24 protein-coding genes are annotated in these 23,058 nt (G+C 61.9%); 14 read left to right on the top strand and 10 right to left on the bottom strand.

Translation table 11 applies throughout. From position 1 onward, the window contains the following. The first annotated feature begins 63 nt into the window (after positions 1 to 63). The 4 genes from tdh to J5286_RS14880 all read left to right on the top strand — a co-directional run bounded on the left by tdh (position 64) and on the right by J5286_RS14880 (position 5,463). Complete coding sequence (gene tdh, locus J5286_RS14895; protein WP_047505982.1) at positions 64 to 1,098, top strand: L-threonine 3-dehydrogenase; 1,035 nt, start codon at positions 64 to 66, stop codon at positions 1,096 to 1,098. Positions 1,099 to 1,113: 15 nt separating this feature from the next. Then, the gene (locus J5286_RS14890; RefSeq protein WP_209191071.1) at positions 1,114 to 1,461 is read left to right on the top strand and encodes a GFA family protein; all 348 of its coding nucleotides are present in this window, start codon (positions 1,114 to 1,116) and stop codon (positions 1,459 to 1,461) included. A gap of 475 nt (positions 1,462 to 1,936) precedes the next feature. Next, positions 1,937 to 3,991, top strand: coding sequence for an RNA polymerase sigma factor RpoD (gene rpoD, locus J5286_RS14885; RefSeq protein ID WP_113236394.1), 2,055 nt, complete (start codon positions 1,937 to 1,939; stop codon positions 3,989 to 3,991). Positions 3,992 to 4,182: 191 nt separating this feature from the next. Continuing rightward, complete coding sequence (locus tag J5286_RS14880; RefSeq protein ID WP_209215358.1) at positions 4,183 to 5,463, top strand: DUF930 domain-containing protein; 1,281 nt, start codon at positions 4,183 to 4,185, stop codon at positions 5,461 to 5,463. 49 nt (positions 5,464 to 5,512) lie between these two features. Here J5286_RS14880 and blaOXA read toward each other — a convergent pair whose 3' ends face one another. Further along, complete coding sequence (blaOXA, locus tag J5286_RS14875) at positions 5,513 to 6,325, bottom strand: class D beta-lactamase (protein ID WP_209191067.1); 813 nt, start codon at positions 6,323 to 6,325, stop codon at positions 5,513 to 5,515. A 105-nt stretch (positions 6,326 to 6,430) separates the two neighbouring features. Here blaOXA and J5286_RS14870 point away from each other — a divergent pair, with 105 nt between their 5' ends. The 4 genes from J5286_RS14870 to J5286_RS14855 all read left to right on the top strand — a co-directional run bounded on the left by J5286_RS14870 (position 6,431) and on the right by J5286_RS14855 (position 8,983). Further along, on the top strand, positions 6,431 to 7,324 hold the full coding sequence (locus J5286_RS14870) for a LysR family transcriptional regulator (protein ID WP_209191065.1): 894 nt from the start codon (positions 6,431 to 6,433) through the stop codon (positions 7,322 to 7,324). Positions 7,325 to 7,497: 173 nt separating this feature from the next. Further along, positions 7,498 to 7,659, top strand: coding sequence for a hypothetical protein (locus J5286_RS14865; protein WP_018897457.1), 162 nt, complete (start codon positions 7,498 to 7,500; stop codon positions 7,657 to 7,659). A 46-nt stretch (positions 7,660 to 7,705) separates the two neighbouring features. Beyond that, positions 7,706 to 8,479 carry an APH(3') family aminoglycoside O-phosphotransferase gene (locus tag J5286_RS14860; RefSeq protein ID WP_245206091.1) on the top strand — a complete coding sequence of 258 codons (774 nt, stop codon included), beginning with the start codon at positions 7,706 to 7,708 and terminating at the stop codon, positions 8,477 to 8,479. A 123-nt stretch (positions 8,480 to 8,602) separates the two neighbouring features. Beyond that, positions 8,603 to 8,983, top strand: coding sequence for a DUF427 domain-containing protein (locus J5286_RS14855; RefSeq protein ID WP_209191064.1), 381 nt, complete (start codon positions 8,603 to 8,605; stop codon positions 8,981 to 8,983). A 193-nt stretch (positions 8,984 to 9,176) separates the two neighbouring features. On the opposite strand, the gene J5286_RS14850 is transcribed toward J5286_RS14855, so the two are convergent. Beyond that, positions 9,177 to 10,205, bottom strand: a complete 1,029-nt coding sequence (locus tag J5286_RS14850) for a porin (protein ID WP_209191062.1) — start codon at positions 10,203 to 10,205, stop codon at positions 9,177 to 9,179. 494 nt (positions 10,206 to 10,699) lie between these two features. On the opposite strand from J5286_RS14850, the gene J5286_RS14845 reads away from it, so the two are divergent. The 5 genes from J5286_RS14845 (at position 10,700) to J5286_RS14825 (ending at position 13,634) form a co-directional block, all read left to right on the top strand. After that, positions 10,700 to 11,665, top strand: coding sequence for a LysR substrate-binding domain-containing protein (locus J5286_RS14845; protein ID WP_209191060.1), 966 nt, complete (start codon positions 10,700 to 10,702; stop codon positions 11,663 to 11,665). Positions 11,666 to 11,790: 125 nt separating this feature from the next. After that, positions 11,791 to 12,144: a DUF1428 domain-containing protein gene (locus J5286_RS14840; RefSeq protein WP_113010424.1), complete on the top strand. Its 354-nt coding sequence runs from the start codon at positions 11,791 to 11,793 to the stop codon at positions 12,142 to 12,144. Between the two features lie 80 nt (positions 12,145 to 12,224). Beyond that, entirely contained in the window at positions 12,225 to 12,647 is a 423-nt protein-coding gene (locus J5286_RS14835) for a secondary thiamine-phosphate synthase enzyme YjbQ (RefSeq protein ID WP_209191058.1), read from the top strand. Between the two features lie 101 nt (positions 12,648 to 12,748). Next, positions 12,749 to 13,063 (top strand): hypothetical protein, encoded by a 315-nt coding sequence (locus J5286_RS14830; protein WP_111562266.1) that lies wholly within the window; start codon positions 12,749 to 12,751, stop codon positions 13,061 to 13,063. Between the two features lie 175 nt (positions 13,064 to 13,238). Further along, positions 13,239 to 13,634 (top strand): hypothetical protein, encoded by a 396-nt coding sequence (locus J5286_RS14825; RefSeq protein WP_047506436.1) that lies wholly within the window; start codon positions 13,239 to 13,241, stop codon positions 13,632 to 13,634. A gap of 107 nt (positions 13,635 to 13,741) precedes the next feature. Here J5286_RS14825 and J5286_RS14820 read toward each other — a convergent pair whose 3' ends face one another. Beyond that, complete coding sequence (locus J5286_RS14820; protein ID WP_209191056.1) at positions 13,742 to 14,698, bottom strand: DMT family transporter; 957 nt, start codon at positions 14,696 to 14,698, stop codon at positions 13,742 to 13,744. A 191-nt stretch (positions 14,699 to 14,889) separates the two neighbouring features. Beyond that, the gene (locus tag J5286_RS14815) at positions 14,890 to 15,273 is read right to left on the bottom strand and encodes a hypothetical protein (RefSeq protein WP_245206081.1); all 384 of its coding nucleotides are present in this window, start codon (positions 15,271 to 15,273) and stop codon (positions 14,890 to 14,892) included. 263 nt (positions 15,274 to 15,536) lie between these two features. On the opposite strand from J5286_RS14815, the gene msrC reads away from it, so the two are divergent. Then, positions 15,537 to 16,025, top strand: coding sequence for a free L-methionine (R)-S-oxide reductase MsrC (gene msrC / locus J5286_RS14810; RefSeq protein ID WP_209191054.1), 489 nt, complete (start codon positions 15,537 to 15,539; stop codon positions 16,023 to 16,025). A gap of 72 nt (positions 16,026 to 16,097) precedes the next feature. On the opposite strand, the gene cydX is transcribed toward msrC, so the two are convergent. The 6 genes from cydX to J5286_RS14780 form a co-directional block, all read right to left on the bottom strand. Continuing rightward, complete coding sequence (gene cydX / locus J5286_RS14805) at positions 16,098 to 16,208, bottom strand: cytochrome bd-I oxidase subunit CydX (RefSeq protein WP_018897469.1); 111 nt, start codon at positions 16,206 to 16,208, stop codon at positions 16,098 to 16,100. Positions 16,209 to 16,220: 12 nt separating this feature from the next. Further along, positions 16,221 to 17,375, bottom strand: coding sequence for a cytochrome d ubiquinol oxidase subunit II (gene cydB / locus J5286_RS14800; protein ID WP_209191053.1), 1,155 nt, complete (start codon positions 17,373 to 17,375; stop codon positions 16,221 to 16,223). A gap of 6 nt (positions 17,376 to 17,381) precedes the next feature. Continuing rightward, positions 17,382 to 18,962, bottom strand: a complete 1,581-nt coding sequence (locus J5286_RS14795) for a cytochrome ubiquinol oxidase subunit I (RefSeq protein WP_209191051.1) — start codon at positions 18,960 to 18,962, stop codon at positions 17,382 to 17,384. 74 nt (positions 18,963 to 19,036) lie between these two features. Further along, positions 19,037 to 20,728, bottom strand: a complete 1,692-nt coding sequence (cydC, locus tag J5286_RS14790) for a thiol reductant ABC exporter subunit CydC (protein WP_209191049.1) — start codon at positions 20,726 to 20,728, stop codon at positions 19,037 to 19,039. Further along, positions 20,725 to 22,413: a thiol reductant ABC exporter subunit CydD gene (gene cydD / locus J5286_RS14785; RefSeq protein ID WP_209191047.1), complete on the bottom strand. Its 1,689-nt coding sequence runs from the start codon at positions 22,411 to 22,413 to the stop codon at positions 20,725 to 20,727. Before cydD ends, cydC begins: the two co-directional genes overlap by 4 nt. Positions 22,414 to 22,417: 4 nt before the next feature. Continuing rightward, a complete protein-coding gene (locus tag J5286_RS14780) occupies positions 22,418 to 22,996 on the bottom strand; it encodes a GbsR/MarR family transcriptional regulator (RefSeq protein ID WP_209191045.1) in 579 nt (192 codons plus the stop codon). Positions 22,997 to 23,058: the final 62 nt, after the last annotated feature.

Here is a 23,058-nt window from a genome sequence, read left to right as displayed (position 1 = left end):
CCGTGAGCGCTCCTCTTCTCCCCGGTGGGGAGAAGGGGGAACGCAGCAATTGGGAGGAATTGGATGTCGAACATGATGAAGGCGCTGGTGAAGTCGAAGGCCGAGGTCGGGCTGTGGATGGAGCAGGTGCCGGTGCCCGAGGTCGGGCCGAACGATGTGCTGATCAAGGTCAGGAAGTCGGCGATCTGCGGCACCGATGTGCATATCTGGAATTGGGATCAGTGGGCGCAGAAGACCATTCCGGTGCCGATGGTGGTGGGGCATGAGTTCTGCGGCGTGATCGCCGAGGTGGGCTCCGCCGTCACCAAGTATCATGTCGGCGAGCGAGTCTCGGGCGAAGGGCATATCGTCTGCGGCAAGTGCCGCAACTGTCGCGCCGGGCGCGGGCATCTGTGCCGCAATACGCAAGGCGTCGGCGTTAACCGTCCAGGTTCCTTCGGTGAGTTCGTCTGCATCCCGGAAGCCAATGTCGTGCCGATCCCCGATGATATTCCCGATGAGATCGCGGCGATCTTCGATCCGTTCGGCAATGCGGTGCATACGGCGCTGTCGTTCGATCTCGTCGGCGAGGACGTGCTGGTCACCGGCGCGGGTCCGATCGGCATCATGGGGGCGCTGGTTGCCAAGCGGTCGGGAGCGCGCAAGGTCGTGATCACCGATATTAATCCGCACCGGCTCGATCTCGCCCGCAAGCTCGGCATCGATCATGTCGTCGATGCGTCGAAGGAGAATCTTTCCGACGTCATGACCTCGATCGGGATGACCGAGGGCTTCGATGTCGGGCTGGAGATGTCGGGTGCGGCACCTGCCTTTCGCGACATGATCGACAAGATGAACAATGGCGGCAAGATCGCCATTCTCGGCATTGCGCCCGCCGGTTTCGAAATCGACTGGAACAAGGTGATCTTCAAGATGCTCAATCTGAAGGGCATCTATGGCCGCGAGATGTTCGAGACCTGGTACAAGATGATCGCCTTCGTGCAGGGCGGGCTGGACCTTGCGCCTGTGATTACCCACCGCATCGGCATCGACGATTTCCGCGAGGGCTTCGAGGCGATGCGGTCGGGCAACTCAGGCAAGGTGGTGATGGACTGGTAATGGGAGGAGAATGACATGAACTATGAAGGAAGCTGCTACTGCGGCCAGATCGCTTTCGACGTCGAGGGTGATTTTACTTCGGCGATCGACTGCAACTGCTCGCTCTGCCGGCGCCGCGGCGGGTTGCTCGCTTTCGTGCCGCGCGACAAGTTCAGCCTGAAGACGCCGCGCGAGACATTATCGACCTACACATTCAACACGCATGTGATCCAGCATCACTTCTGCAGCAATTGCGGCGTCGGCCCATTCAGCGAGGGCAAGATGCCCGATGGCACCAAGATGGCATGCATCAATCTGCGCTGCGTGCCCGCCGTCGATCTCGCGACGATCGAGATCCAGCCTTGGGACGGCAAGTCGCATTAGTCTGTCGGTTGGCTGGAGCCTTGGCGTGAACGGAGGTCGGGCCGAGGCGGTGTGCGTGATGTGTGCGACAACTGGTCGTTTCAGAAGAATGCGGCACGCTCTTGTCTTCCCGTGGTGACATCCTATCTATGCTTGGCAACCGCTTCGGCGGCTTGTGGCCTGTGGATAAGGCCTTTTCCAAGTTTTCTCGCGCTTTTTTGCTGGAAAAGCTTGACGAGAACTAAAATTGTGGGAATCACCGTTCGACTTGAATAGCGGTGAACTGGGTCAAGGGCAGATCGCACAACCATGGCCGGACATTTGGTGACATATGAACTCTGTCGTCCGGCGCCGGCAATCGTGGTTAATCAGGCATTAAATGTCATCCCGTTATTTGGGATCAGGTGATTCGAGACGGCCGTTTGCGGCGCGCCGGCTTTGATAGGGCCGTTTTACCGCAGCGAGTTTGAATAGCGTCAGGAAGGCGACGATATACATGGCAACGAAGGTCAAAGAGAACGAAGAAGCGGAAGTCGAACGCGACGGCGGTACCGACGGCCCTCTTCTCGATCTTTCCGATGACGCGGTCAAGAAAATGATCAAGGCCGCCAAGAAGCGCGGCTATGTGACGATGGACGAGCTCAATGCCGTTCTCCCGTCCGAGGAAGTGACATCCGAACAGATCGAAGACACGATGTCGATGCTGTCGGATATGGGCATCAACGTCATCGAGGATGAAGAAGCCGAGGAAGCTGGCGGCAGCGACGGCGGCGACGACGATTCCAGCTCCGACGACGAAAGCGAAGGCGGCGAGCTTGCTCCCTCCGGCGGTACCGCACTTGCGACCGCCAAGAAGAAAGAGCCGACCGACCGCACCGACGACCCCGTGCGCATGTATCTGCGCGAAATGGGCTCGGTGGAGCTTCTGTCGCGCGAAGGCGAAATCGCCATTGCAAAGCGCATCGAGGCCGGCCGCGAAACGATGATCGGTGGTCTCTGTGAGAGCCCGCTGACCTTCCAGGCGATCATCATCTGGCGCGACGAACTCAACGAAGGCACGACGCTGCTGCGCGAGATCATCGATCTCGAAACGACCTATTCCGGTCCCGAGGCGAAGGCTGCTCCGCAGTTCCAGAGCCCCGAGAAGATTGAGGCTGACCGCAAGGCTGCCGAAGAGAAGGAAAAGACCCGCCGTACCCGTTCGGGCGACGACGACATTACCAATGTCGGCGGCGAGGGCCTGCCTCCGGAAGAGGAAGAAGAAGACGAGGACGAATCCAACCTGTCGCTGGCCGCCATGGAAGCGGAACTGCGCCCGCAGGTCATGGAAACGCTCGACATCATCGCCGAGACCTACAAGAAGCTGCGCAAGCTGCAGGACCAGCAGGTCGAGCAGCGGCTGGCTGCGACCGGCACGCTGTCTTCCGCTCAGGAGCGCCGCTACAAGGAGCTCAAGGATGAGCTCATCAAGGCTGTGAAGTCTCTGTCGCTGAACCAGAACCGCGTCGACGCCCTCGTCGAGCAGCTCTACGACATCTCCAAGCGACTGATGCAAAACGAAGGCCGCCTGCTGCGTCTGGCCGAATCCTACGGCGTCAAGCGCGACTCGTTCCTGGAACAGTACCAGGGCGCCGAACTCGATCCGAACTGGATGAAGTCGATCGCCAATCTGGCCGCACGCGGCTGGAAGGAATTCGCCAAGGGCGAAAACACCACGATCCGCGACATCCGCCAGGAGATCCAGAACCTGGCCACAGAAACCGGCATCTCGATCGCCGAATTCCGCCGCATCGTGTCGATGGTGCAGAAGGGTGAGCGCGAAGCGCGTATCGCCAAGAAGGAAATGGTCGAAGCGAACCTTCGCCTCGTCATCTCCATCGCCAAGAAGTACACGAACCGCGGCCTGCAGTTCCTCGATCTCATTCAGGAAGGCAACATCGGCCTGATGAAGGCGGTCGACAAGTTCGAATACCGCCGTGGTTACAAGTTCTCGACCTATGCGACGTGGTGGATTCGTCAGGCGATCACCCGCTCGATCGCCGACCAGGCCCGCACGATCCGTATTCCGGTGCATATGATCGAAACGATCAACAAGATCGTTCGTACCTCGCGCCAGATGCTGCACGAGATCGGCCGCGAGCCGACGCCGGAAGAACTGGCCGAGAAGCTTGCCATGCCGCTCGAAAAGGTCCGCAAGGTCCTGAAGATCGCCAAGGAGCCGATCTCGCTCGAAACGCCTGTCGGTGACGAAGAAGATTCGCACCTCGGCGATTTCATCGAGGACAAAAACGCGCTTCTGCCGATCGACGCGGCCATTCAGGCGAACCTGCGCGAAACGACGACGCGTGTTCTGGCATCGCTCACGCCGCGCGAAGAGCGCGTGCTGCGCATGCGTTTCGGCATCGGCATGAACACCGACCATACGCTCGAAGAAGTCGGCCAGCAGTTCTCGGTTACCCGCGAACGTATCCGTCAGATCGAGGCGAAGGCGCTGCGCAAGCTGAAGCATCCGAGCCGCTCGCGTAAGCTGCGGTCGTTCCTCGACAGCTAAGTCGCGGACATATGTCATTGGAAAAGCCGGGCCGTTGGTCCGGCTTTTCTCGTTTCTGACGGTGTTCGGCTGGGGATTATGTGCCCTGACGTTCACGCCCTTGTCAGGTGTGCGTGTTTTTTGCCTTTAAGGCTTGATGATGCCTTCTTAAAAGGCCACATCGACAACTTGTCGTTCAGCATTGCGTGGGTATGGCCAAGGCAACGGAAAAGCAATTGGGAGTGTTCGGCTGGGGCGTCATCGCCTCGGTGCTGCTTCATATTGTCGTCGTCGCCGGCTTTCTGATCAAGCTGCCGCAGCCGACGCCGCCTCCTCAGGAGGAGACGGTGAATGTCGAGATGGTGCCGCCGCCGGAAGAGAAAAAGCCCGAAGAGAAGAAGCCGGAGGAGCAGGCTGCGCTGAAGGTGCCGGAAGAGCCGAAGCCCGAGGAGAAGAAACCCGAGCAGCCTGCTGCGGCCGAAAAGCCAGCCGACGAACAGAAGCCGGAAGAAAAGAAGGCCGAGCAAAAGCCACCGGAGCCCAAGCAGGAAGAGGCCAAGGCCGAACCGCCACCGCCGCCACCAAAGCCGCCGGAGGAGAAGGCGCCGGAAGCGCCCAAACCACCTGAAGAGAATCCGCCTCAGCCGCCGCCGCCTGAAAAGCCTCCGGAAGAAAAGCCGCCCGAGGAGAAGAAGGCCGAGGAGCCGCCGAAGCCTGATCCGGCCGAACAGGCAAAGGCCGACCAGCAGCCGAAGGGACCTGATGGCAAGCCGCAACCAATCCAGCCGCTGCGTCCCGTCTTCGAATTTGGCGACAACGCGAGTGGCCCGAGGAAGGCCGAGGATGGCGATGCTTCCACCGAGACGGGCAAGCCCGCGGGCGCGCCTGATGCGGAAAAGCCGACGGATGATCCCGCATCAGCCGGAAAGCCCAATGCCGATGACAAGCCGCCTGCCAAGCCCATGCCTGACGATATCAACCTGCCGCAGGTCGATGTCGCCGATGCGCATCAGGAAAACAACGGACCGGCCGCCGAGGCAACGGGTGTGGTCACGACCGAAATCACGCAGGCCAAGCCGAAGGAGGTCGCCAAGGCTGACCCCGCCGCCAGTGCCGCTCCAGCGGCCGATCCGATGACCAAGGTGAAGAAGCTCTATTCGCAGAACGACACGGGCGGAGACGTGGCGCGGACGGCGATCGACGGCATGCCGCGCGGCATGCGCGTTGCGGAGCTCTGCACGACGGAACTGCGCGAGCAGCTCAGACACTCGCCGCAGAGGTTCCGGCCGGAGCTCTTGCCGTCCTACCGGCTGCAGCAGGGCAATGTGCTGGAGATCAAGCGCGGCGCTTTCCGTGCCAGTGCGCGCTGGTACGATATGAGCTTCCGCTGCGAGGTCGATACCGACGGAACCAAGGTGCTGTCGTTCGCCTACGATGTCGGTGCCGCAATCCCGAAGTCGCAGTGGCGCAGCCGCGGGTTCCCGGAATTTTGATAGGCTAAATCGGGCGCCGTTGCGGCGCCCGATTTAGCCTGATCGAGACCTACTTGCCGCTGCTCGCTAGCAGCGACGGCAATTCGGTGATGAGGGCGTCGCGCGTCCGGACGCCAGGCGTACCTGCCGTTTTCCGATCGTCTTGAATGAGGCGCGCGAAGACCACAGTCCGATCGCCCTTCGTCGCCCAGCCGACATACCAGCCCCAGGGGTGCTCTTCATCGAAGCTGTAATCGGCATTCCTGGGCATGGCGGCGCCGGTCTTGCCTTGGATCGTCCAGCCGTCCTGTTCGGGCATAGTCTCGACGACCTTCAGCGTCATGTCCGTCGCACGCGCGCTGACGGGAAGTTGCCGGTTCACCAGCTTGCGCAGAAACGCCACCTGTTCCAACGGCGATATCTTCAGCGACGAGGCGATCCATGCCCGGTCGAGGCCATTGTTCTTGCCCTTGTCGCCGGAGAAATCGGCATTGCCGTAGTTCAGCTTCGTCGCGTAGTCGTGCAGCGCCTTTTCGCCGAGCGCGCGGGTGATGCGCTGCGAGAACCAGACGACGGAGTATTTCAGCCAGCGGACGGCATCCGTCGGCTTCTTCCAGTTCTCGCCGCCCCAATCGGGATCGCCCTTGCGGAAGTTCAGGGTCGGGGTGTGCTCGTCCTTCAGGAAGCCGCTGTCGTAGCCGATGACGCTGAGTGCCACCTTGAAGGTCGAGGCCGGCGTGACGCGGCCTTCGCAATCGCCCTCCTGGACAATCGTCTCTCCGGTCTTGGCGTCGGCCACGACAGTACAAATTGTCTTGGCTTGCGCGGTCGTGCTCATTGCGACGATCGCTGCGGTGGCAAGCAGGGTGGAGCGGAGATGCATGGAATGGCCCTTTCTTGGTGGCTTTCGTAGATAGCTACCAGTCGTTTGACCCCGCGACAAAGGACCAATACTAGATGAAGCCATTAGAAAAATTGGGGCTTCAACATGGTTCGGCCATATCTTCCGCTGAACGCCTTCCGGGCTTTCGAGGCGTCTGCGCGGCATTTGAGCTTCACCAAGGCGGCGATAGAGCTCAACGTCACGCAGGCGGCCGTCAGCCATCAGGTGATCGCTCTTGAGGCGCAACTCGGCGTGACGTTGTTTCGGCGGCTGCCGCGCGGGCTGATGATCACGGCGGAGGGTGACAGTCTGCTGCCGGTTTTGCGCGACAGCTTCGATCGCATGGCTGATGCTGTCGAGCGGTTGCGCGACGGGCATGTGCGCGAGGTGCTGACGGTCGGCGCGGTCGGTACCTTCGCGGTTGGCTGGCTGCTGCCACGCCTGCCGTCGTTTCAGGAGCGCTATCCCTATGTCGACCTCAGGCTTTCCACCAATAACAACCGGGTCGACTTGGCCGCCGAAGGGCTCGATCTCGCCATCCGCTTCGGCGGTGGGGCGTGGCACGCGACGGAGGCGACGCGGCTCTTCGAGGCGCCGCTGTCTGTTCTCTGCCGGCCCGATCTCGCGGAAGGGCTGAAGCGACCGGAGGATCTCATGGGGGAGACGCTCCTGCGCTCCTATCGGCCGGACGAGTGGACGCGGTGGTTCGAGGCTGCCGGCGTTTCACATCCGGGGCCGATGCAGAAGAGCATCGTCTTCGACACCTCACTGGCGATGATGGAGGCGATCCAGCAGGGGATCGGCGTCGGGCTTGCTCCGCCGAAGATGTTCGAGCGCCAGCTGACGTCGGGTCTGGTGGCGCAGCCATTCGCGATCACTGTGTCGATGGGGAGCTACTGGCTGACGCGGCTGCATTCACGCCCCGTGACGCCCGCGATGGAGGCGTTTTCGACTTGGATGACCTCGATGATTGAACAAAGTGATGAGGCAGGATGTTAGGGAAATAACAGAAGTTTTGCTGAACGGTCTGGAAGCGTTTTCGAAATGCGCTAAGTTGGCTGTGTCGAAGTGAAACGGAATCGTTAATCATTCTCCGCTCCAGTCCGACACAAGCATGACCGCCTAGCTTTGTCCCATCGCCGGATGTTAGCGGCACAAGAGGGGACAATGACATGTCGAACGAAATCGAGCGCTTTTTCGAACAGCAGGACGAAGCCACCAAGGTAGCGATCATCGAAAGCCGTGGCGACGAGTTGACCGACATGCTGGTATCCGCGCTCGAAGACGCGCTTTCCATCCTCCACGGCGAAATGCAGCCTGAAACATTGCACTGATCGCCGCAGCCTCGATCGAGGCGGGCACAACTGCCTGAGGCCTTGCTTGGCTCATCCCGTTGCATTGGACAGCTTTATCGCGGGCTATTCCTGGGATCGTGATCCCGTGGGGCGCTCTCCCTCCGAAGTGTTTCGCCTGGAGCGTGAAGGTGCGCCTGCGCTCTATCTCAAGCGCGAGGCGCGGAGTGCCTATGGCGAGTTGGCGGATGAGGTGGCGCGCTTGCGATGGCTGTCAGGCCAGGTGCTGCCGTGTCCCGAGGTTGTCGCTTTCAGCACTGACGACGACTATGATTGGCTGCTGATGAGCGCCCTGCCGGGCCGCGATCTCGCGTCGGATTCGGCTATTGATGCCGAGGCGCGGGTGGTCATGCTGGCCTCCGCGTTACGCGCGCTTCATTCTCTCGACATTGCCTCGTGCCCCTTCGATCACCGTTGGTCGAAGCGGCTGGCCGTCGCCGAGCGGCGCATGCGTGCCGGGCTGGTCGATGAAGAGGATTTTGACGAGACGCGGCTTGGGCGCAGCGCGGCCGATCTCTATTCGGAGCTTTGCCAGATGCCTGCTGGCGAGGAAGATCTGGTCGTCACCCATGGTGACGCCTGCCTGCCGAACTTCGTGGCATCGGGCGATGTCTTCACCGGCTATATCGATTGCGGTCGCCTCGGTGTCGCGGATCGCTACCAGGATATTGCGCTCGCCTGCCGCAGCATTGCTGCGAATTTCGGTGAGGCGTTCGTTGCAGCGTTTTGCCGCTACTATGGCATCGTGTCGTTGGATACTGGCAAAATGCTGCGATATCAGATGCTTGACGAGTTCTTCTGACGGGTTGATTCAGGCTGATCAAAGGCGTCTGCGCGTTTCTATCACCGCATCGTTATGCCGTCTTGCCTGCAAATGAGCGCGGCGCTCCCCATATCGATGTCATGAGCATCCAGGGAGTTGCCGATGTCCAGTCAAGCGATGAAGATACCCGGCCCGGATCATCCGATTACGATTGCGCCCAATCCGAAGCGTGTGGTGGTCACATGGAACGGTCATGTGGTCGCCGATAGCCGCAAGGCGTTGACCCTCAACGAGGCCAGCTATCCCGCCGTCTTCTATATCCCTCGCATTGATGTGGACATGGCGTTGCTGACCCGCAGCACGCACAAGAGCTTTTGCCCCTACAAGGGGGAGGCGTCTTATTACAGCATCACGTCGGATGGGAAGCGTTCGGAGAACGCAATCTGGAGCTATGAAGATCCCTCGGATGCCGTCTGCGAGATCAAGGGCCATCTTGCCTTCTACCCCGATCGTGTCGATTCGATCGAGAAACTGCCGGTCTAGAGGAGGCGAGACGCCGACGGCTTGACGGAGAGCTGGGTTCGGCGATCGGTCGCTGCAAACCTGTCTCGAAATTCCAAGGATGGTCCGGCAGGGAAACCGGACCAATCCCCGTAACTGATCGGAGGTCAATCGGATCAGAAAAGGCAAACTTGTGAAAGGCGCCCCGGTCTGGACCGGGGCGCCGATAGTCAGATTAGAAAGCGCGCTGCAGGCGGAAGAAGCCCTTGGTTACGCTGTCTTCGTGGTCAACGTCGGTGTAGTCGACGGTTGCCTTGGCGTAGAGGTTGTCTACGATCTGGTAGTCAACGGTTACGCCGACCTTCCAAGCGTCGCCGAGACCGTCGAACGACGACGGGATAGCGCCGTTGTCCATGTCGGAAACGTAGTTGCCGAAGTATTGAGCCATCGGGGTGATGGTCCACTTGTCGGTGATCTTTGCTGCGTATTCAGCAGCAACGGTCCACTCAGACTGCGAGTAGTAGGAGTTCGGGCCAGTTGCATAAACTGCAGCCAGGCCGAGCGTGCCAGGACCGATGTCAGCGAAGAGCATACCACGGATGGCGCCTTCTTCGTTGTCGGAGTCATAGCTGCCGATAACCTGGTAGCTGATGGCGCCAAACTTGCCGCCAACTGCTGCGCCAACGCCGAAGTTGTTCGAGCCTTCGCCGGTCTTGTAGTAGCCGTCTTCCAGTTCGTCGATCGAAACGCCAGCGTAGAAGTCGCCGGATTCGTACTGGTAACGAATGGAGTTGTGCAGAGTTTCGAAGCTGGACAGAACGTCCGGCTCGCCGCTCAAATCGTCATCCCACCAGCTGTAGAACAGACCGGCGCGCAGGCCGGCGATGTCGATGTAGGCGGAGTCGAGCGTCGAGGTCGTGGACGTGTTGTCGCCGTTGTTACGCAGAACGATAACGCCGGTGAGGGGGCCGTACTCGGTATCGCTCTTTGCGGTGAACGAAACCTGAGCGCGCGTACGAGCGTTCCAGTCAGACGAACCCTTCTGGTTCGGGCCGCCGTATACTTCAAAACGCAGGTAACCGCCGACCTTGAGGCAGGTTTCGGTGCCCGGGATGTAGAAGTAGCCGGTGCCGTAAGCGTCACAGACGCGAACGTATTCTACTGCTTCAGGCTCAGCTGCGACGATGGCGTCGGCAGCGAAGACGGGGGACGCGGCGGCAGCGAGAGCTGCTGCGGACGTCAGCATAACCATCCGAATGTTCATTTGAAATCCATTTCCTTTTAGAAGAGACCGCCGCCACACACCGGGAGGTGATAGGCAACCGTTCCGGTAAACAGCCTTTCGGCGCGCGGATCAGCGAACCGCTGACGGTCTTCTCTCATCCTTCAGTAAATCTATCAATTCGGATGACAGCGAAATCGTTGTTTGTGAAACTTGTTAGGTCTGAAATGTGGCGAATATGCCACAATATCAAATACTTAGGCAAATAGACGCGACGCCCCGGCAGCTGCGGAGCAACATAATATCGGCGCTATTTCGATTGCCGCAAAGGGCACGACAACGCCGCGACGCAGATACATCCGCGGCCATGTCGGCGAGATAATGTCGCGCCGCAGCAAAATGAAGTGGGGGCATTGGAACGCTATGTTCCAAATTTGGAACGAAAGTTTTCACACGGGAGTTGGCATCTTCCATCAAGGGGCGTAAGCGACAGCGCAAGGAAGCATTTTAGCATCCCGTTGCAAAAGGAATAACTAATGCCGGCGACTGAAACGATTTTCCCGGACATGAACGATTACGCCTATTTTGCAGCGGTTGTCCGTTATGGTGGCTTCTCTGCCGCCGGGCGCGTACTGGGTTTGCCGAAGTCGAAACTGAGCAGGCATATAAACGCCCTTGAGGATCGGCTGGGTGTCAGATTGATCGAAAGGACGGTACACCGGTTCCGTGTGACCGAGATCGGCCAATCACTATATGTTTACTGCGAGAATATGCTCCGAGAGGCGGAACGCGCCACGAAAGCTGTTGCCGATGCCAACGGCGAACCCCAGGGAACCATAAGACTGAGCGTGCCCACGGGGCTGCTTGAAGGATCGCTCGGCGCAATCTTTCCCGACTTCCTGCTGCTTCACCCGAAAATCCAGCTGCAAATTCTTGCCACCGACCAGCGCGTCGACATTATCAACGACCGGCTTGATCTCGCGATCCGAGCTCAACTGACGGAAGAGACCGACGCCGAGTTGACCATGCGTGTCTTGAGCAAGGTCGATCTCATCCTTGTCGCCAACAAAGACATGGCGGCGCGGCTGCCCAAGGGGGAGGGTATCGAATCGCTGGATGGCGTGCCGACCGTCTCGTTCACCGGCGGCATGGCCGAATGGCGCGAGGTGGACGTCTGGGATTTCACCGGTCCGGATGGCGCGCTTCACAGGCACGAGCATCGGCCGCGCATGAGCTGTCGCAGCGTGCCTGCCGTTCTGGAAGCCATCCATGCTGGCGTGGGCGTCGGCCTGCTTCCAGATATCGTTTGCGCCGAGGGCCTGCGGCACGGAACGCTGGTCCGCCTGCTGCCTGACTATCAAATGTCGCAGGCGACCATCTATCTGGTGTTTACGGCATCGCGCGGCCTGCCGACGGCAGTGCGCACCCTCGTCGACTTCCTCGTCGAGCGCTTCCGGACGTTCAACGTTGCCATCGAGGGCGATCGCGCGGGCGCAGCGTAACTCGATTCTCCTCGGCGCGCCCGACATCTTGTCCAGCAGGCACGGCGCCTATTTTGAAAGAGGTGTCGGTTCGGGTGCGCCTCGTTCGTCCTTGAAGCGATACCAACCTTCAAGGGAGAAGAATCATGTCCTATGTCGACGGTTTTATCGTTGCCGTGCCGAAGAAGAATATCGAGGCATACAAGGCGCTTTCGGCCAAGGCCGGCGCTGTCTGGAAGTCACATGGCGCCAAGGACTATGTCGAATGCGTCGCGGACGACGTGCCCTATGGCGAGTTGACGTCGTTTCCGCGTGCGGTTCAGGCAACCGATGACGAAGTCGTGGTGTTCTCGTGGATCACTTATGATTCACGCGAGCAGCGCGATGAGATTAATGCGAAGGTCATGGCGGATCCTGAACTGCAAGTCACCGAATGCCTTGATATCTTCGATGGCAAGCGGATGATCTACGGCGGCTTCGTTCCGCTGCTTTGGCTTTGACACGAACCGATCACCGGCATTGACATGACGGTGGGTGTGCGCGACCTCTGGGCGGAGTTTCATTGTCCGGAGGTGCTGCCATGCAACAAAAGATTCTAAGCCTGCAGACCTGCGGGCAGGGCCTTTATGAGTTTACCGATCAGATCGCTGCCTTCGTGCATTCCGCAGATGTCGAATCCGGGTTGCTCACCGTTTTCGTGCGGCACACCTCCTGTTCGCTGCTAATCCAGGAGAATGCGGACCCGGATGTGCGCACCGATCTCAACGGATTCTTTCGCCGCCTCGTGCCGCCATCGTCCGATCCGTCGATGCGCTGGATCATTCATACGATGGAGGGGCCGGATGACATGCCCGCCCATATCAAGGCGGCGTTGACGCAGGTTTCGATCGGCATTCCCGTCATGGACGGGCGGCTTGTTCTTGGCACCTGGCAGGGGATTTATCTGTTCGAACACCGCGAAAGTCCGCACCGGCGCGAGGTCGTGCTGCACCTTGGCAACTGAACCAAATGTGAACGACCGGTTCGAACATCGTTCATTTTCAGACGTTTATCGTTTGTCCAATCCCGCAAGGGAGACCATCGATAACCAATGAAAGCATGAACATGACCCATTTTATCGCCAAAGCTTCGTTCGCCGCCATCCTTGCAATTGCGTCCATTCCCGCGACGTTCTCGGTTGCGTCAGCCGCCAGCCCCGAGCGTGCATCGGTCATTGAGATTCAGTATCACCGCCCCGCTCCGCCGCGCGCATGCTCGCCGATCCGGGCTGTCGAAAAGGCCCGTTATGCAGGCCTGCGCAACGCGCGCGTCACCGATATCACGCCGCGTCGCGTCGTCGTTTCCGGCCGTGGCTATCGCGGCCATTGGGACCGCATGTTCTTCGCGAATGTTCGCGGTTGCCCTGAGATTCGTCGCTGATCCGCTGATAGTCGGATCTAGCCACAATAGGAACTGCATCGCCTTGGCCGCGCCATTTTCGGCCTGCTTTGTGCGAATCGCATAACAATGCGTTTATCCGGGAGGGCCGTTCTTCCGACCGGCCGAGAGAATCGAAAAAGGAGCGCGGTCGCAACCGCGTGATATGGAGATTTCGATGATGCAGTTTCTGACCAAGGCGGGGATTGCCCTGGTACTGGGCGTCGGCACGCTTGCCGGCGCTACGGTTCCGGCCTCCGCTCAGGTGGACATCTATATAGACGATGGTCGTCCGCCACCGCCTCCGGGCTACGGACGCCCACCGCCACCTCCAGGCTATGGCCGTCCGCCACCGCCGCCGGTTTATGGCCGCCCACCGCCGCCACCGTATTATGGCGGCCGGCCGCGTGGTTGCGATCCGCGTCTGGCTGAGGACAAGGCGATGGACTACGGGTTCCGCCGCGCGCGTGTGGTCGATATCACGCCGCGCCGGGTGATCGTGCAGGGTTTCACGCGTCGTGGGCCTGACGAGATCACATTCGGCAACGTTCGCGGTTGCCCGGTCCTGCGCTGACAGGCCGGTTTGCGATAGTTTGAAATGAAACCACCCCTGCCTGCGTGGAGACGCGGACAGGGGTGGTTTTCGTTTCGGGGTATTGTTTGGGCCGCGGCAGATGCCGGTCAGCCTTTCGGCGCGTTCGTGCTTTCGCCGGCGGCCGAGGTAGCAAGCGGCGCCTGGCTGTCTGAGGAGACGACGGATGTCGGCAGCGGCGTGCCGCGCTTGCGTTCGCGCGCCAGCGTTAGCAGGCCGGAGCAGATGATCAGCAAGATGCCGCCTGCCATCGGCAGGTCGATCGCGTCGTCGAAGATCAGATAGCCGAAGGCGATCGCCCACAGCATCTGGCTGTATTGCGGCGGTGCGACGAGGTTGGCGGGCGCGATGCGTGCTGCGGTCATCAAGAGCACGTTGCCGGCTGCGCCGAGCAGGCCGTAGCTTGCGATGAACAGCCACTGCCGTGGTGTCGGCATGACGAATTGCGAGGCCATCAGGATGCCGCTGACGATGATGGTGCCGAGCAGTGCGGCGCCGTAGAGCGACAGGCGCTTTTCGGCCGGCCCCATCTTTCTGAGCACAACGATAGAGATCGCCGCCGTCAGGCCGCCAATCGCTGCGGCGAGATGGCCGACCGAGAGCTCGCGGAAGCCGGGGCGCAGCACCACCAGAACGCCGAGGAAGCCGACGATAACGGCTGCCCAGCGCTGCCAGCGCACATCTTCCTTGAGGAAGATCACGGACAGGATCGTCACGAAGGATGGCAGCAGGAAGAGCAGGCAGAAGGCTTCCGCCATCGGCAACAGCGTGAAGGTGATGATCGAGGCGATCGCACCGATCGCGCCGCAGACGAAGCGTACGAGCCACAGCGTGCGGTTGGTCGAGCGAACGACATCCAGCCAAGAGTCTTCCTTGGCCTTGATGAAGGGCAGGGCGGCGGTGCCGAACAGGGCGCCCATGAAGGCGATCTCGTAGGACGGGATGCTGCCGTGGAGGATCTTGATCGAAGCGTCGCTGAACGCGAACACGGCATAGGCGGCAAACGCGATGAGAACGCCGCGCGCGGGCGAATGGGGAGCAGTCATGGGAGCAGTTTCAATTTGAAGAGAGCTTCGGGCGCCGGGGCATCGTTGCCGACAACAGGCGGTATAGTTGAGAATGCTGCCCTGCACAATTGAGGAGAAGGCCGCGCCCATCTTAAAGCGAAGGTGTGATAGCCGCGCCACGCTGTGCCTGCGTGGCGGCGATCCGCCACCACGTATGATTGGCTATATCCTCAGTTGGTGCCGCGTCTGAGCGCCGGGCCGTAGTCGCGGTAGATGCTGAGGCAATCGGTGTAGCTCAGCGATTCGTTGGCGCCGTAGATCACATGCGCGCTTGATGCGTTTGTAGACGCTTCCTCCGATACGAAGAGGATGGCTTCGCCCAACGACTTACCTGTGATCGGCGCGTCGGTGCCATCGTCGAGCGTTATTCCCTTTATGACTGCGGCAATCTCGCGGTGGCTGAAAACTGCCTGTCTGTCTTCCGGTGTCATTGCCTTTACCTCGAACTGAAACTGAAAATGGATGGTTCTATCGTTGTCGGCCAATACCTGCGCCGACGATCGCGCGATGCCATCGCCTTGCGGGTTCGATGGCAGGCAGACGTGCGCGAGCACGGCCTTTTCGCGTCTGCATTCGTCGATCGGATGCCGCCGGCGGCCGCCAGCGTCGGATATCCGACCGACATATTATGGACATATGGCCCGATCGCCGCCGGACAAGATCGCTTCCTTCAATCCCCTGTGAATTTAAAAGGAGCCGGCGTGAATTCGCGCGGTGATTGCGGGCGAAGGCTGCACGGCGGCGAATTGGCAAGCGCTATCAGGACCGCTATATCAGGCCCCAACGCGTGCAAGCATCGACTGGAAAGTGAACCGACATGTTTCAAACGGCGAAGATCGATCAGGCCGACAAGAAGGAATTCTATCGCGAGCTCGCGCAACAGCTGACCGGGCTGCTTCATGGCGAGCGCGATGTGATCGCCAACGCGGCCAATACCTCGGCGCTGATGTTCGAGATGATGCCGGAGCTCAACTGGGCCGGTTTCTATTTCTTGAAATCGAAGGACGAGCTGGTGCTCGGGCCGTTCCAGGGGCGCACCGCCTGCGTGCGGATCGCGGTCGGACGCGGCGTCTGCGGGACGGCGGTCGCTAAGGGCCAGTCGATCCTCGTCGAGGACGTCCATGCCTTTCCAGGCCATATCGCCTGCGACGCTGCCTCGCGCTCGGAGCTTGTTGTGCCGCTCAGCCACAATGGCGAAATCCTCGGCGTCATCGATCTCGACAGCCCGATCCCTTCGCGCTTCGATGCTGACGATCAGGCTGGGATCGAGGCGCTGGCCGATATCTTCATCGCGGCCAGTTACTGACGTCAATTCCCTTCAGTGAACGAGAAGAGGCTGCGCCCGGATTGAGCGCAGCCTCTTTTGTTATCCTGTCACTCAGGACTTCTTCTTCTTGGCCTCATCGTCGATCAGCTCGTACCACATGGCGTTGAGGACAGCGAAGGCGGCCGCGAGCGGCAGGCCAAGGATCCATGCGAAATACCACATCCTATTTCTCCTTCAGTATGCGTGACCGCTTTTGTCGGTGATCTGCTTCTCGTCGACCTTGCCCCAGAGCACTTTGTAGACCCAGGCCGTGTAGGCGAGGATGATCGGCAGGAAGATCAGCGTGACGACGAGCATGATGAACAGCGTCAGGTGGCTCGACGATGCATCCCAGACCGTCAGGCTCGACTTCGGATCGAGCGAGGAAGGCAGGATGAAGGGGAACATCGAGACGCCGACGGTCGAGATGATGCCGAAGATCGACAGCTTGCTGAAGAGCAGCGTGCCAACCTCCAGCCTGGCGCGGATGGCGATCAGGGTGGCGAGGGCACCGGCGAAGCCGGCGACCGGGGCGATCATCATCCAGGGATAGGTGCCGTAATTGGCGAGCCACGAGCCCTCATGTGCCGCCGTTTTCAGAAGCGGGTTCGAGGGGCCGTCGGTGACGATGGCGCTCGAGATCGTGTAGCCGTTGACACCAAGCGCCAGAAAGACGCCGCCGAGCGCGAAGAGCACGATGACGAGTATGGCGGCGATGCTGCCATAGCCGCGCGCACGCTCCGCCACAGGACCGCTCGACTTCAACACCAGCCACGCGGCGCCGTGCATGCTGAGCATCGCAACGGACAAAAGACCACAGAGCAGGGCATAGGGGTTGAGCAGGCCGATGAAGGTGCCTTCATAGAAGATGCGCATGTCGGCCGGATCGAAGCGGAAGGGCACGCCCTGCAGCACGTTGCCGACGGCGACGCCGAAGATCAGCGACGGAACGAATCCGCCGATGAAGAGCGCGAGGTCCCAATTCCCACGCCAGCGGGCGCTTTCGCGCTTCGAGCGGTACTTGAAGGCGACCGGCCTGAGGATGAGCGCAAGCAGGATGGCGAACATCGCGAGATAGAAGCCGGAGAAGGAGACCGCGTAGAGCGGCGGCCAGGCTGCGAAGACGGCACCGCCGCCGAGGATCAGCCAGACCTGGTTTCCCTCCCAGACCGGGCCGATCGTGTTGATGGCGACGCGCCGCTCCGTATCCGTCCTGGCGACGAAGGGGAGCAACATGCCGACGCCGAGGTCGAAACCATCGGTGGCGGCGAAGCCGATGAGGAGGACGCCGAGAAGCAGCCACCAGATGAGGCGCAGGGTTTCATAGTCGATGAGTTCGTGCAGGATCATGATCGATCACTCCGCGGCAGGAACGAGGGTTTCGGAAATCAGCTCGGCTTCCGGCTCGTTGTCCGGTTCCGGGCCCTTCTTGATGGCCTTCACCATCAGCGTCATCTCGATGATGATCAGCACCGTGTAGAGCGCCGCGAAGCCGAGGATCGTCAGCAGTACGGTGCTGGCGCCGAGACTGGAGACGGCGGCGGCTGTCGGCAGCACGCCTTCGATGATCCAGGGCTGGCGTCCGACCTCGGCAACCACCCAACCGAACTCGATGGCGATGAAGGGCAGCGGGATCGCCAGGACGGCGACGCGGAGCAGCCAGGGATGGGCGTCGAGACGGCGGCGGGCCGAGAGCCAGAAGAAGGTCGCCGTCAACAGGATGAAGAACACGCCGAGCCCGACCATGATGCGGAACGACCAGAAGAGGGTCGGCACATGCGGGATGGTGTCGCGGGCGGCCTGGTCGATCTGCTGATCGGTGGCGGTGCGGGGATCATCGACATAGCGCTTCAGGAGAAGGGCATAACCGAGCTGGTGACCGAGATCCTCGAAAGCACTCCTGGTTTCCGCCGTGATCTTTTCCGGCGAGCCGGCGGCGCGGATCTGCATCAGCGCGTCATAGGCCTTGATGCCTTCGCGGATGCGGGTCTTTGCGTGTTCCTCGAGCTCATTGATCCCGGGGATGACAGTATCCAGCGAGCGGGTGCCGATCAGGCCCATGACCCAGGGGATATGAACGGCGAAATGGGTCTCGCGCGCCTGTTGATCAGGGAAGCCGATGGCGGTGAAGGGGGCCGGTGCCGGCTCCGTTTCCCACATGGCCTCGATGGCGGCGAGCTTCATCTTCTGGTTTTCGGTGGCGAGATAGCCGCTTTCGTCACCGAGCACGACGACCGAAAGCGCGGAGGCGAGGCCGAAGGAGGCGGCGACCGTCATCGAGCGCTTGGCGATCTCGATGTGCCGGCCCTTGAGCAGATACCAGGCCGAGACGCCGAGCACGAAGATGGAGGCACAGACGTAGCCGGCCGATACCGTGTGGACGAACTTCGCCTGTGCGACCGGGTTGAAGACCACATCGAAGAAGCTCGTCACTTCCATGCGCATGGTCTGCGGGTTGAGCGCTGATCCCACCGGGTTCTGCATCCAGCCGTTGGCAACGAGAATCCAGAGCGCGGAGAAGTTCGAGCCGAGCGCCACGCACCATGTCGCCACGAGGTGACCGACCTTGGAGAGCTTTTCCCAGCCGAAGAAGAACAGGCCGACGAAGGTGGCCTCGAGGAAGAAGGCCATCAGACCTTCGATCGCCAAGGGCGCGCCGAAGATGTCGCCGACATAGTAGCTGTAGTAGCTCCAGTTCATGCCGAACTGGAATTCCATGACGATGCCGGTGGCGACACCGATGGCGAAGTTGATGCCGAAGAGCACGCCCCAGAACTTCGTCATCTGCCGCCAGATCTGGCGGCCGGTCATGACGTAGACGGTCTCCATGATGGCGAGCAGCACGGCGAGGCCGAGCGTCAGCGGTACGAACAGGAAGTGATAGAGCGCTGTCAGCGCGAATTGAAAACGCGATAAGTCGACAATGTCTAGTTCCATAGTCTTTCTCCCACGCCCCATGGGGGTACGAAGATTTTCCGCCGGGCCGGATTGCCTGGCGGTCATGCACGCGCTCAGTCCGGTCTCAGCCGATTCAGAGCTTCTTCGAACGCCGTCTCTCCGCGGCGCGAAATGCTGGCGATGCGGGCGCCATCGAGCGTGGCGATCACATCAGCGATCTCCGCCTCACGGCGGATATGGGTGGCGATGACAAGCGAGCGGCCATTCGCCCTCTCGGACAGGCGGGCCATGACATCGAGTGCCGTGGCGCGGTCGTGGCCCTCGGTCGGCTCGTCGAGCAGCCAGAGCGGCGTGTCGCGCAGGAAGAGGCGGGCGAGTGCCAAGCGGCGCGACTGGCCGCCCGAGAGGCCCATGCCGCCTTCGCCAAGGCGGGTGTCGAGGCCATCGGGCAGGGCGGCGATATCGGCGAGCAGGCCGGCGGCGGCGAGTGCGGACTTGAGATCGCTTTCGGTAGCGTTGGGACAGGCCAGGCGCAGATTGCCGGCGACCGTGTCCTGGAAGAGCTCGGTGCGCTGGGTCAACAGGGTGGCCGGATCGTTGGCGACCGTGCCCTTGAGCGGTTCGATCTCGCCGGCGAGCAGGGCGAGCAGCGTCGACTTTCCGGCACCGCTGGCGCCGACGAGCGCAAGCTTGTCGCCCGACCTCAGGGTGAGGTTGATATCGGCGAGAACCGGCGTCGCGGCTGCGGCATAAGCGGCGCTGGCGCCGGCGAGTTGGACCGTCAGTCCGGCGGCGGGGGCCGGGTGTCGGCGGGCTGCTACCTCGTTGGCCAGGCGCGGGCCAATGCGCTTTGCTGCCAACAGCGTGCGTCCGAGTTCCAGCGCACCGCGACGCAGCGCGCCGAAGGGCTCGACGGCGGCGAAGGCAATCAGGATGCCGAGGGCGGCGACGGGTGCGGTGATGGTGCCGGCACCGGCGAGGGCCGCGACGGCCAACAGGGCGCCGGTGAGCAGGAGCGTCGAGGCGATGCCGAAGCCGAAGGTCACGCTACTCTCGATGCGGTTCAGCCTGTCGTCGGCATTGGCCGAATAGAGGTCGGCGGCGGCTATGGCTGCCGTCTGCGCTTCGATCCTGCCTGCCATCAGCAGGTCCGACTGGCCGGCGACGAGGTCGATGGTACGGGCCCGCATCGCCTCGATGCCATAGGCGCGGCGCCGGGCATGGGCGGCGGCGAGGCGGCCGGCGCAAATGGGAATGCCGAGGCCGGCGACGATGAGGAGCAGTGCCGCCGAGAGGCCGAACGGGGGATGCATCAGGCCGAGTGCGATGCCTGTGGCGATGGCGGCAAGGATCGCGACGCCTGCGGGTACCAGCACGCGGAGATAGAGAGAATCGAGCGCATCGATGTCGCCGGTGAGGCGAAACAGCAGGCGGGCAGGGCGTCTTGCGAGATCACGGGCAGCACCGGCCTGCGCCCAGCCACGAAACAGGCGTTCGCGCAGCGCGGCGAGCACGGCGAGCGTCGCGTCGTGCGTCGTCAACCGCTCGCCATAGCGCGAGGCGGTGCGGCCGATCGCCAGCAGGCGGATGCCGGCCGAGGGGGCGAAGACATCGAAGGTGATGGCGGTTGCCACTGAGGTGCCGGCGATGGCCGTTGCCGTGATGAACCAGCCGGAGAGGCCAAGCAGGGCGATGCCGGCTGTGGCCGTCGCGGCGGACATGACGGCGCCCAGCAGCAGGCCGCGCTTCTTCTCCTTCATGAAGAGCTTGAGGATGGGCTTGAGATCGGTCAGCGACGCGCTCATTCGGCGGCCTCCCGTGCGGGTTCCGGATTGAGATGGATCGTCCTGCCCATGCGGGCGGCGAGGCGCGGGTCGTGCGTGGCGACGAGCAAGGTCTTGCCCTCGGCGAGCGCAAGCAGGCTCTCGGTGATGTCGTCGGCCGTTGCGCTATCGAGATGCGCCGTCGGTTCGTCGGCGAGGACGATCAGCGTCTCGGGGTCCACGGCAGCGCGGGCGATGGCGAGCCGCAGCGCCTCGCCACCCGACAAGCCGGCTCCGCCATCGCCGAGCGGACGGTTGCGGTAGGCGCTTGCGAGCCTTCCGAGTTGGGCGGCGTCGAGTGCGGCGACGGCCTGTTGCGCGGAGACCTGCGGGCGGCCGAGCGTGACGTTGCGGGTGATGCTGCCGGCGAAAATATGCGGTTTCTGGCCGATCCAGGCGATCCGTGTCCGCGAGGCTTGACCGGCCGGTCGCCCGCCGATCTCGACGCGGCCGCTTTCGCAGGCCGCGAGACTGGCGGCGAGTGCCAGCAGGGTCGACTTGCCCGAGCCGCTTGGGCCCAGCAGGGCGACATGTTCGCCGGCGCGGATATGGAGATCGAAGTCCTCGATGGCTGAAGTATCGCTGCCGGGATAGCGGAAGGCGACGGCGTGGAAGCGGATATTGGCGTCAAGGGGGCCTTGAGCGGCTTCTCCCTGCGGCAGCATCATGCCGTCTTCGCTCAGCGCATCGAGTGCCTTCATCGCTGCTTCGCCCGAGGCGCGGTCGTGCCAGACGGCCGAGAGTTCGCGCAGCGGCTCGAAGAAGGCGGGTGCCAGCAGCAGCACGAAGAGGCCCGATGTGAGATCGAGGCCATTTGTCCAGGCACCGAAGCGGATCTCGCCGAGCAGCGAGAAGCCGACATAGACGGCGACCATGGCGACGCCGAGCGCGGCGAAGAGCTCGAGAACCGCCGACGACAGGAAGGCGATGCGCAGCACGGCCATGGTGCGGGTCTTCAGGTCCTCGGCATCGGCGCGAAGGCGCGTTGCCGTGGCATCGACGGCATCAAGCGCGCGGATGGTGGCAAGGCCGCGCAGGCGATCGAGCAGGAAGCCGTTGAGGCCGCCGGTCGCGGCCAGCTGCTTTTCGCTGGCGGCTTGAGCACGCCAGCCGATCAGCGCCATGAAAACGGGGATGAGGGGCATGGCGAAAAGCAGCACGAGGGCTGCAATCCAAGAGATCGGGAAGACGCATGCCAGGATAACCAGAGGCACGGCGCTGGCCTTGAAGCGGGTCGGCTGGAAACGTGCGAGATACGGGACGATGAGTTCGGCCTGTTCGCCAACGATGCTGGCGGCCTCGCCCGATGTGTGGCGGGTGCTGTCGACCGGTGACCGGCGCGCAAGGGCTTCGACCGCGCGGGCGCGTCTCTGGGTGAGTTCGGCGCGGGCGGCGCGAAAGGCGAGGCTGCCTCCTGCCGCGTCGAGACAGCTTTTCGCGATGCCGAGGAAACCGATGACGATCGCCGGCCAGATGACGGCCTCAACCCCGCCGTCATTGGCGATGCGGCCGACCGCGATCGAGAGGAGACCGGCCTGCGGGATCCAGAGGAGGGAGGCAAGCGTCTGGACCAGCGCCGCGCTGCGCAGACCAGAGGGCGGGCGGGCGCGCTTGCGCCGTCCGTCGCGGGCCTTGTCTTGCTTGGCATCGAGAAAGGCACTGGTCATGGCGCTAACTCTTGTTCGCAGGATTGGGACGGCGGCCACGGCCGAGCGATATGACCCGGTCCTTGGCCTCGAGCAGCTTCGTCACTTTCGCGCCTAGCGAGAGTAGCGTTGCAAGCCTTTCTGTTTCAAGTTGTTTCACATCGTCATACCAATGTGTCAGCTGTTCAATCAGCGCATGCATTTCACTCATGCGTTCCTGTGCATGACGCTCGGCCTCGCTCGCCGGCCGCTGCATCAGGATTTCGCGCAGCACCGAGAGCGTCGGATCGACCTCGCGCTTCTTGCGCTCTTCGGCGAGCGTGCGCAGGATCAGCCAGACATCGTCGGGCGTGGTGAAGAAGTCGCGGCGGTCGTCCGGCCGGTGCCTGAGCAGCACGAGGTTCCAGGTCTGCAGTTCGCGCAGGCTCATCGAGACGTTCGAGCGCGAGATGCCGAGCGCGTCGGCGATCTCCTCGGCGCAGAGCGGTTGCGAGGAGACGTAGAGCAGCGCGTAGATCTGGCTCACCGTCCTGTTGATGCCCCAGCGCGAGCCCATCTCACCGAAGTGCAGGACGAAGGATTGGACGAGCGGCGCAAGGTTCATGGTCAGGTTTCCGTTATGACTGTGATTTCAGAAATTTCTGAAATCACAGTGCGCAGTGCGTG

This window comes from Rhizobium sp. 16-488-2b (genome assembly GCF_017741815.1).
In the GTDB taxonomy this organism is placed as follows: domain Bacteria; phylum Pseudomonadota; class Alphaproteobacteria; order Rhizobiales; family Rhizobiaceae; genus Rhizobium.
The sequence above is the reverse complement of the archived record's forward strand: the minus strand, read 5'-3'. Positions and strand labels throughout refer to the sequence as shown.

Excerpts from the sequence above, each read along its gene's own strand:
- J5286_RS14845 (WP_209191060.1), top strand. The coding sequence starts at position 10,700 with ATGCCGGCGACTGAAACGATTTTCCCGGACATGAACGATTACGCCTAT.
- rpoD (WP_113236394.1), top strand. The coding sequence starts at position 1,937 with ATGGCAACGAAGGTCAAAGAGAACGAAGAAGCGGAAGTCGAACGCGAC.
- J5286_RS14840 (WP_113010424.1), top strand. The coding sequence starts at position 11,791 with ATGTCCTATGTCGACGGTTTTATCGTTGCCGTGCCGAAGAAGAATATC.
- J5286_RS14855 (WP_209191064.1), top strand. The coding sequence starts at position 8,603 with ATGTCCAGTCAAGCGATGAAGATACCCGGCCCGGATCATCCGATTACG.
- J5286_RS14850 (WP_209191062.1), bottom strand. The coding sequence starts at position 10,205 with ATGAACATTCGGATGGTTATGCTGACGTCCGCAGCAGCTCTCGCTGCC.
- J5286_RS14830 (WP_111562266.1), top strand. The coding sequence starts at position 12,749 with ATGACCCATTTTATCGCCAAAGCTTCGTTCGCCGCCATCCTTGCAATT.
- J5286_RS14890 (WP_209191071.1), top strand. The coding sequence starts at position 1,114 with ATGAACTATGAAGGAAGCTGCTACTGCGGCCAGATCGCTTTCGACGTC.
- cydC (WP_209191049.1), bottom strand. The coding sequence starts at position 20,728 with ATGAGCGCGTCGCTGACCGATCTCAAGCCCATCCTCAAGCTCTTCATG.
- cydB (WP_209191053.1), bottom strand. The coding sequence starts at position 17,375 with ATGATCCTGCACGAACTCATCGACTATGAAACCCTGCGCCTCATCTGG.
- J5286_RS14865 (WP_018897457.1), top strand. The coding sequence starts at position 7,498 with ATGTCGAACGAAATCGAGCGCTTTTTCGAACAGCAGGACGAAGCCACC.
- J5286_RS14880 (WP_209215358.1), top strand. The coding sequence starts at position 4,183 with ATGGCCAAGGCAACGGAAAAGCAATTGGGAGTGTTCGGCTGGGGCGTC.
- cydX (WP_018897469.1), bottom strand. The coding sequence starts at position 16,208 with ATGTGGTATTTCGCATGGATCCTTGGCCTGCCGCTCGCGGCCGCCTTC.
- J5286_RS14825 (WP_047506436.1), top strand. The coding sequence starts at position 13,239 with ATGATGCAGTTTCTGACCAAGGCGGGGATTGCCCTGGTACTGGGCGTC.
- J5286_RS14780 (WP_209191045.1), bottom strand. The coding sequence starts at position 22,996 with ATGAACCTTGCGCCGCTCGTCCAATCCTTCGTCCTGCACTTCGGTGAG.
- J5286_RS14820 (WP_209191056.1), bottom strand. The coding sequence starts at position 14,698 with ATGACTGCTCCCCATTCGCCCGCGCGCGGCGTTCTCATCGCGTTTGCC.
- cydD (WP_209191047.1), bottom strand. The coding sequence starts at position 22,413 with ATGACCAGTGCCTTTCTCGATGCCAAGCAAGACAAGGCCCGCGACGGA.
- blaOXA (WP_209191067.1), bottom strand. The coding sequence starts at position 6,325 with ATGCATCTCCGCTCCACCCTGCTTGCCACCGCAGCGATCGTCGCAATG.
- J5286_RS14870 (WP_209191065.1), top strand. The coding sequence starts at position 6,431 with ATGGTTCGGCCATATCTTCCGCTGAACGCCTTCCGGGCTTTCGAGGCG.
- tdh (WP_047505982.1), top strand. The coding sequence starts at position 64 with ATGTCGAACATGATGAAGGCGCTGGTGAAGTCGAAGGCCGAGGTCGGG.
- J5286_RS14795 (WP_209191051.1), bottom strand. The coding sequence starts at position 18,962 with ATGGAACTAGACATTGTCGACTTATCGCGTTTTCAATTCGCGCTGACA.
- msrC (WP_209191054.1), top strand. The coding sequence starts at position 15,537 with ATGTTTCAAACGGCGAAGATCGATCAGGCCGACAAGAAGGAATTCTAT.
- J5286_RS14835 (WP_209191058.1), top strand. The coding sequence starts at position 12,225 with ATGCAACAAAAGATTCTAAGCCTGCAGACCTGCGGGCAGGGCCTTTAT.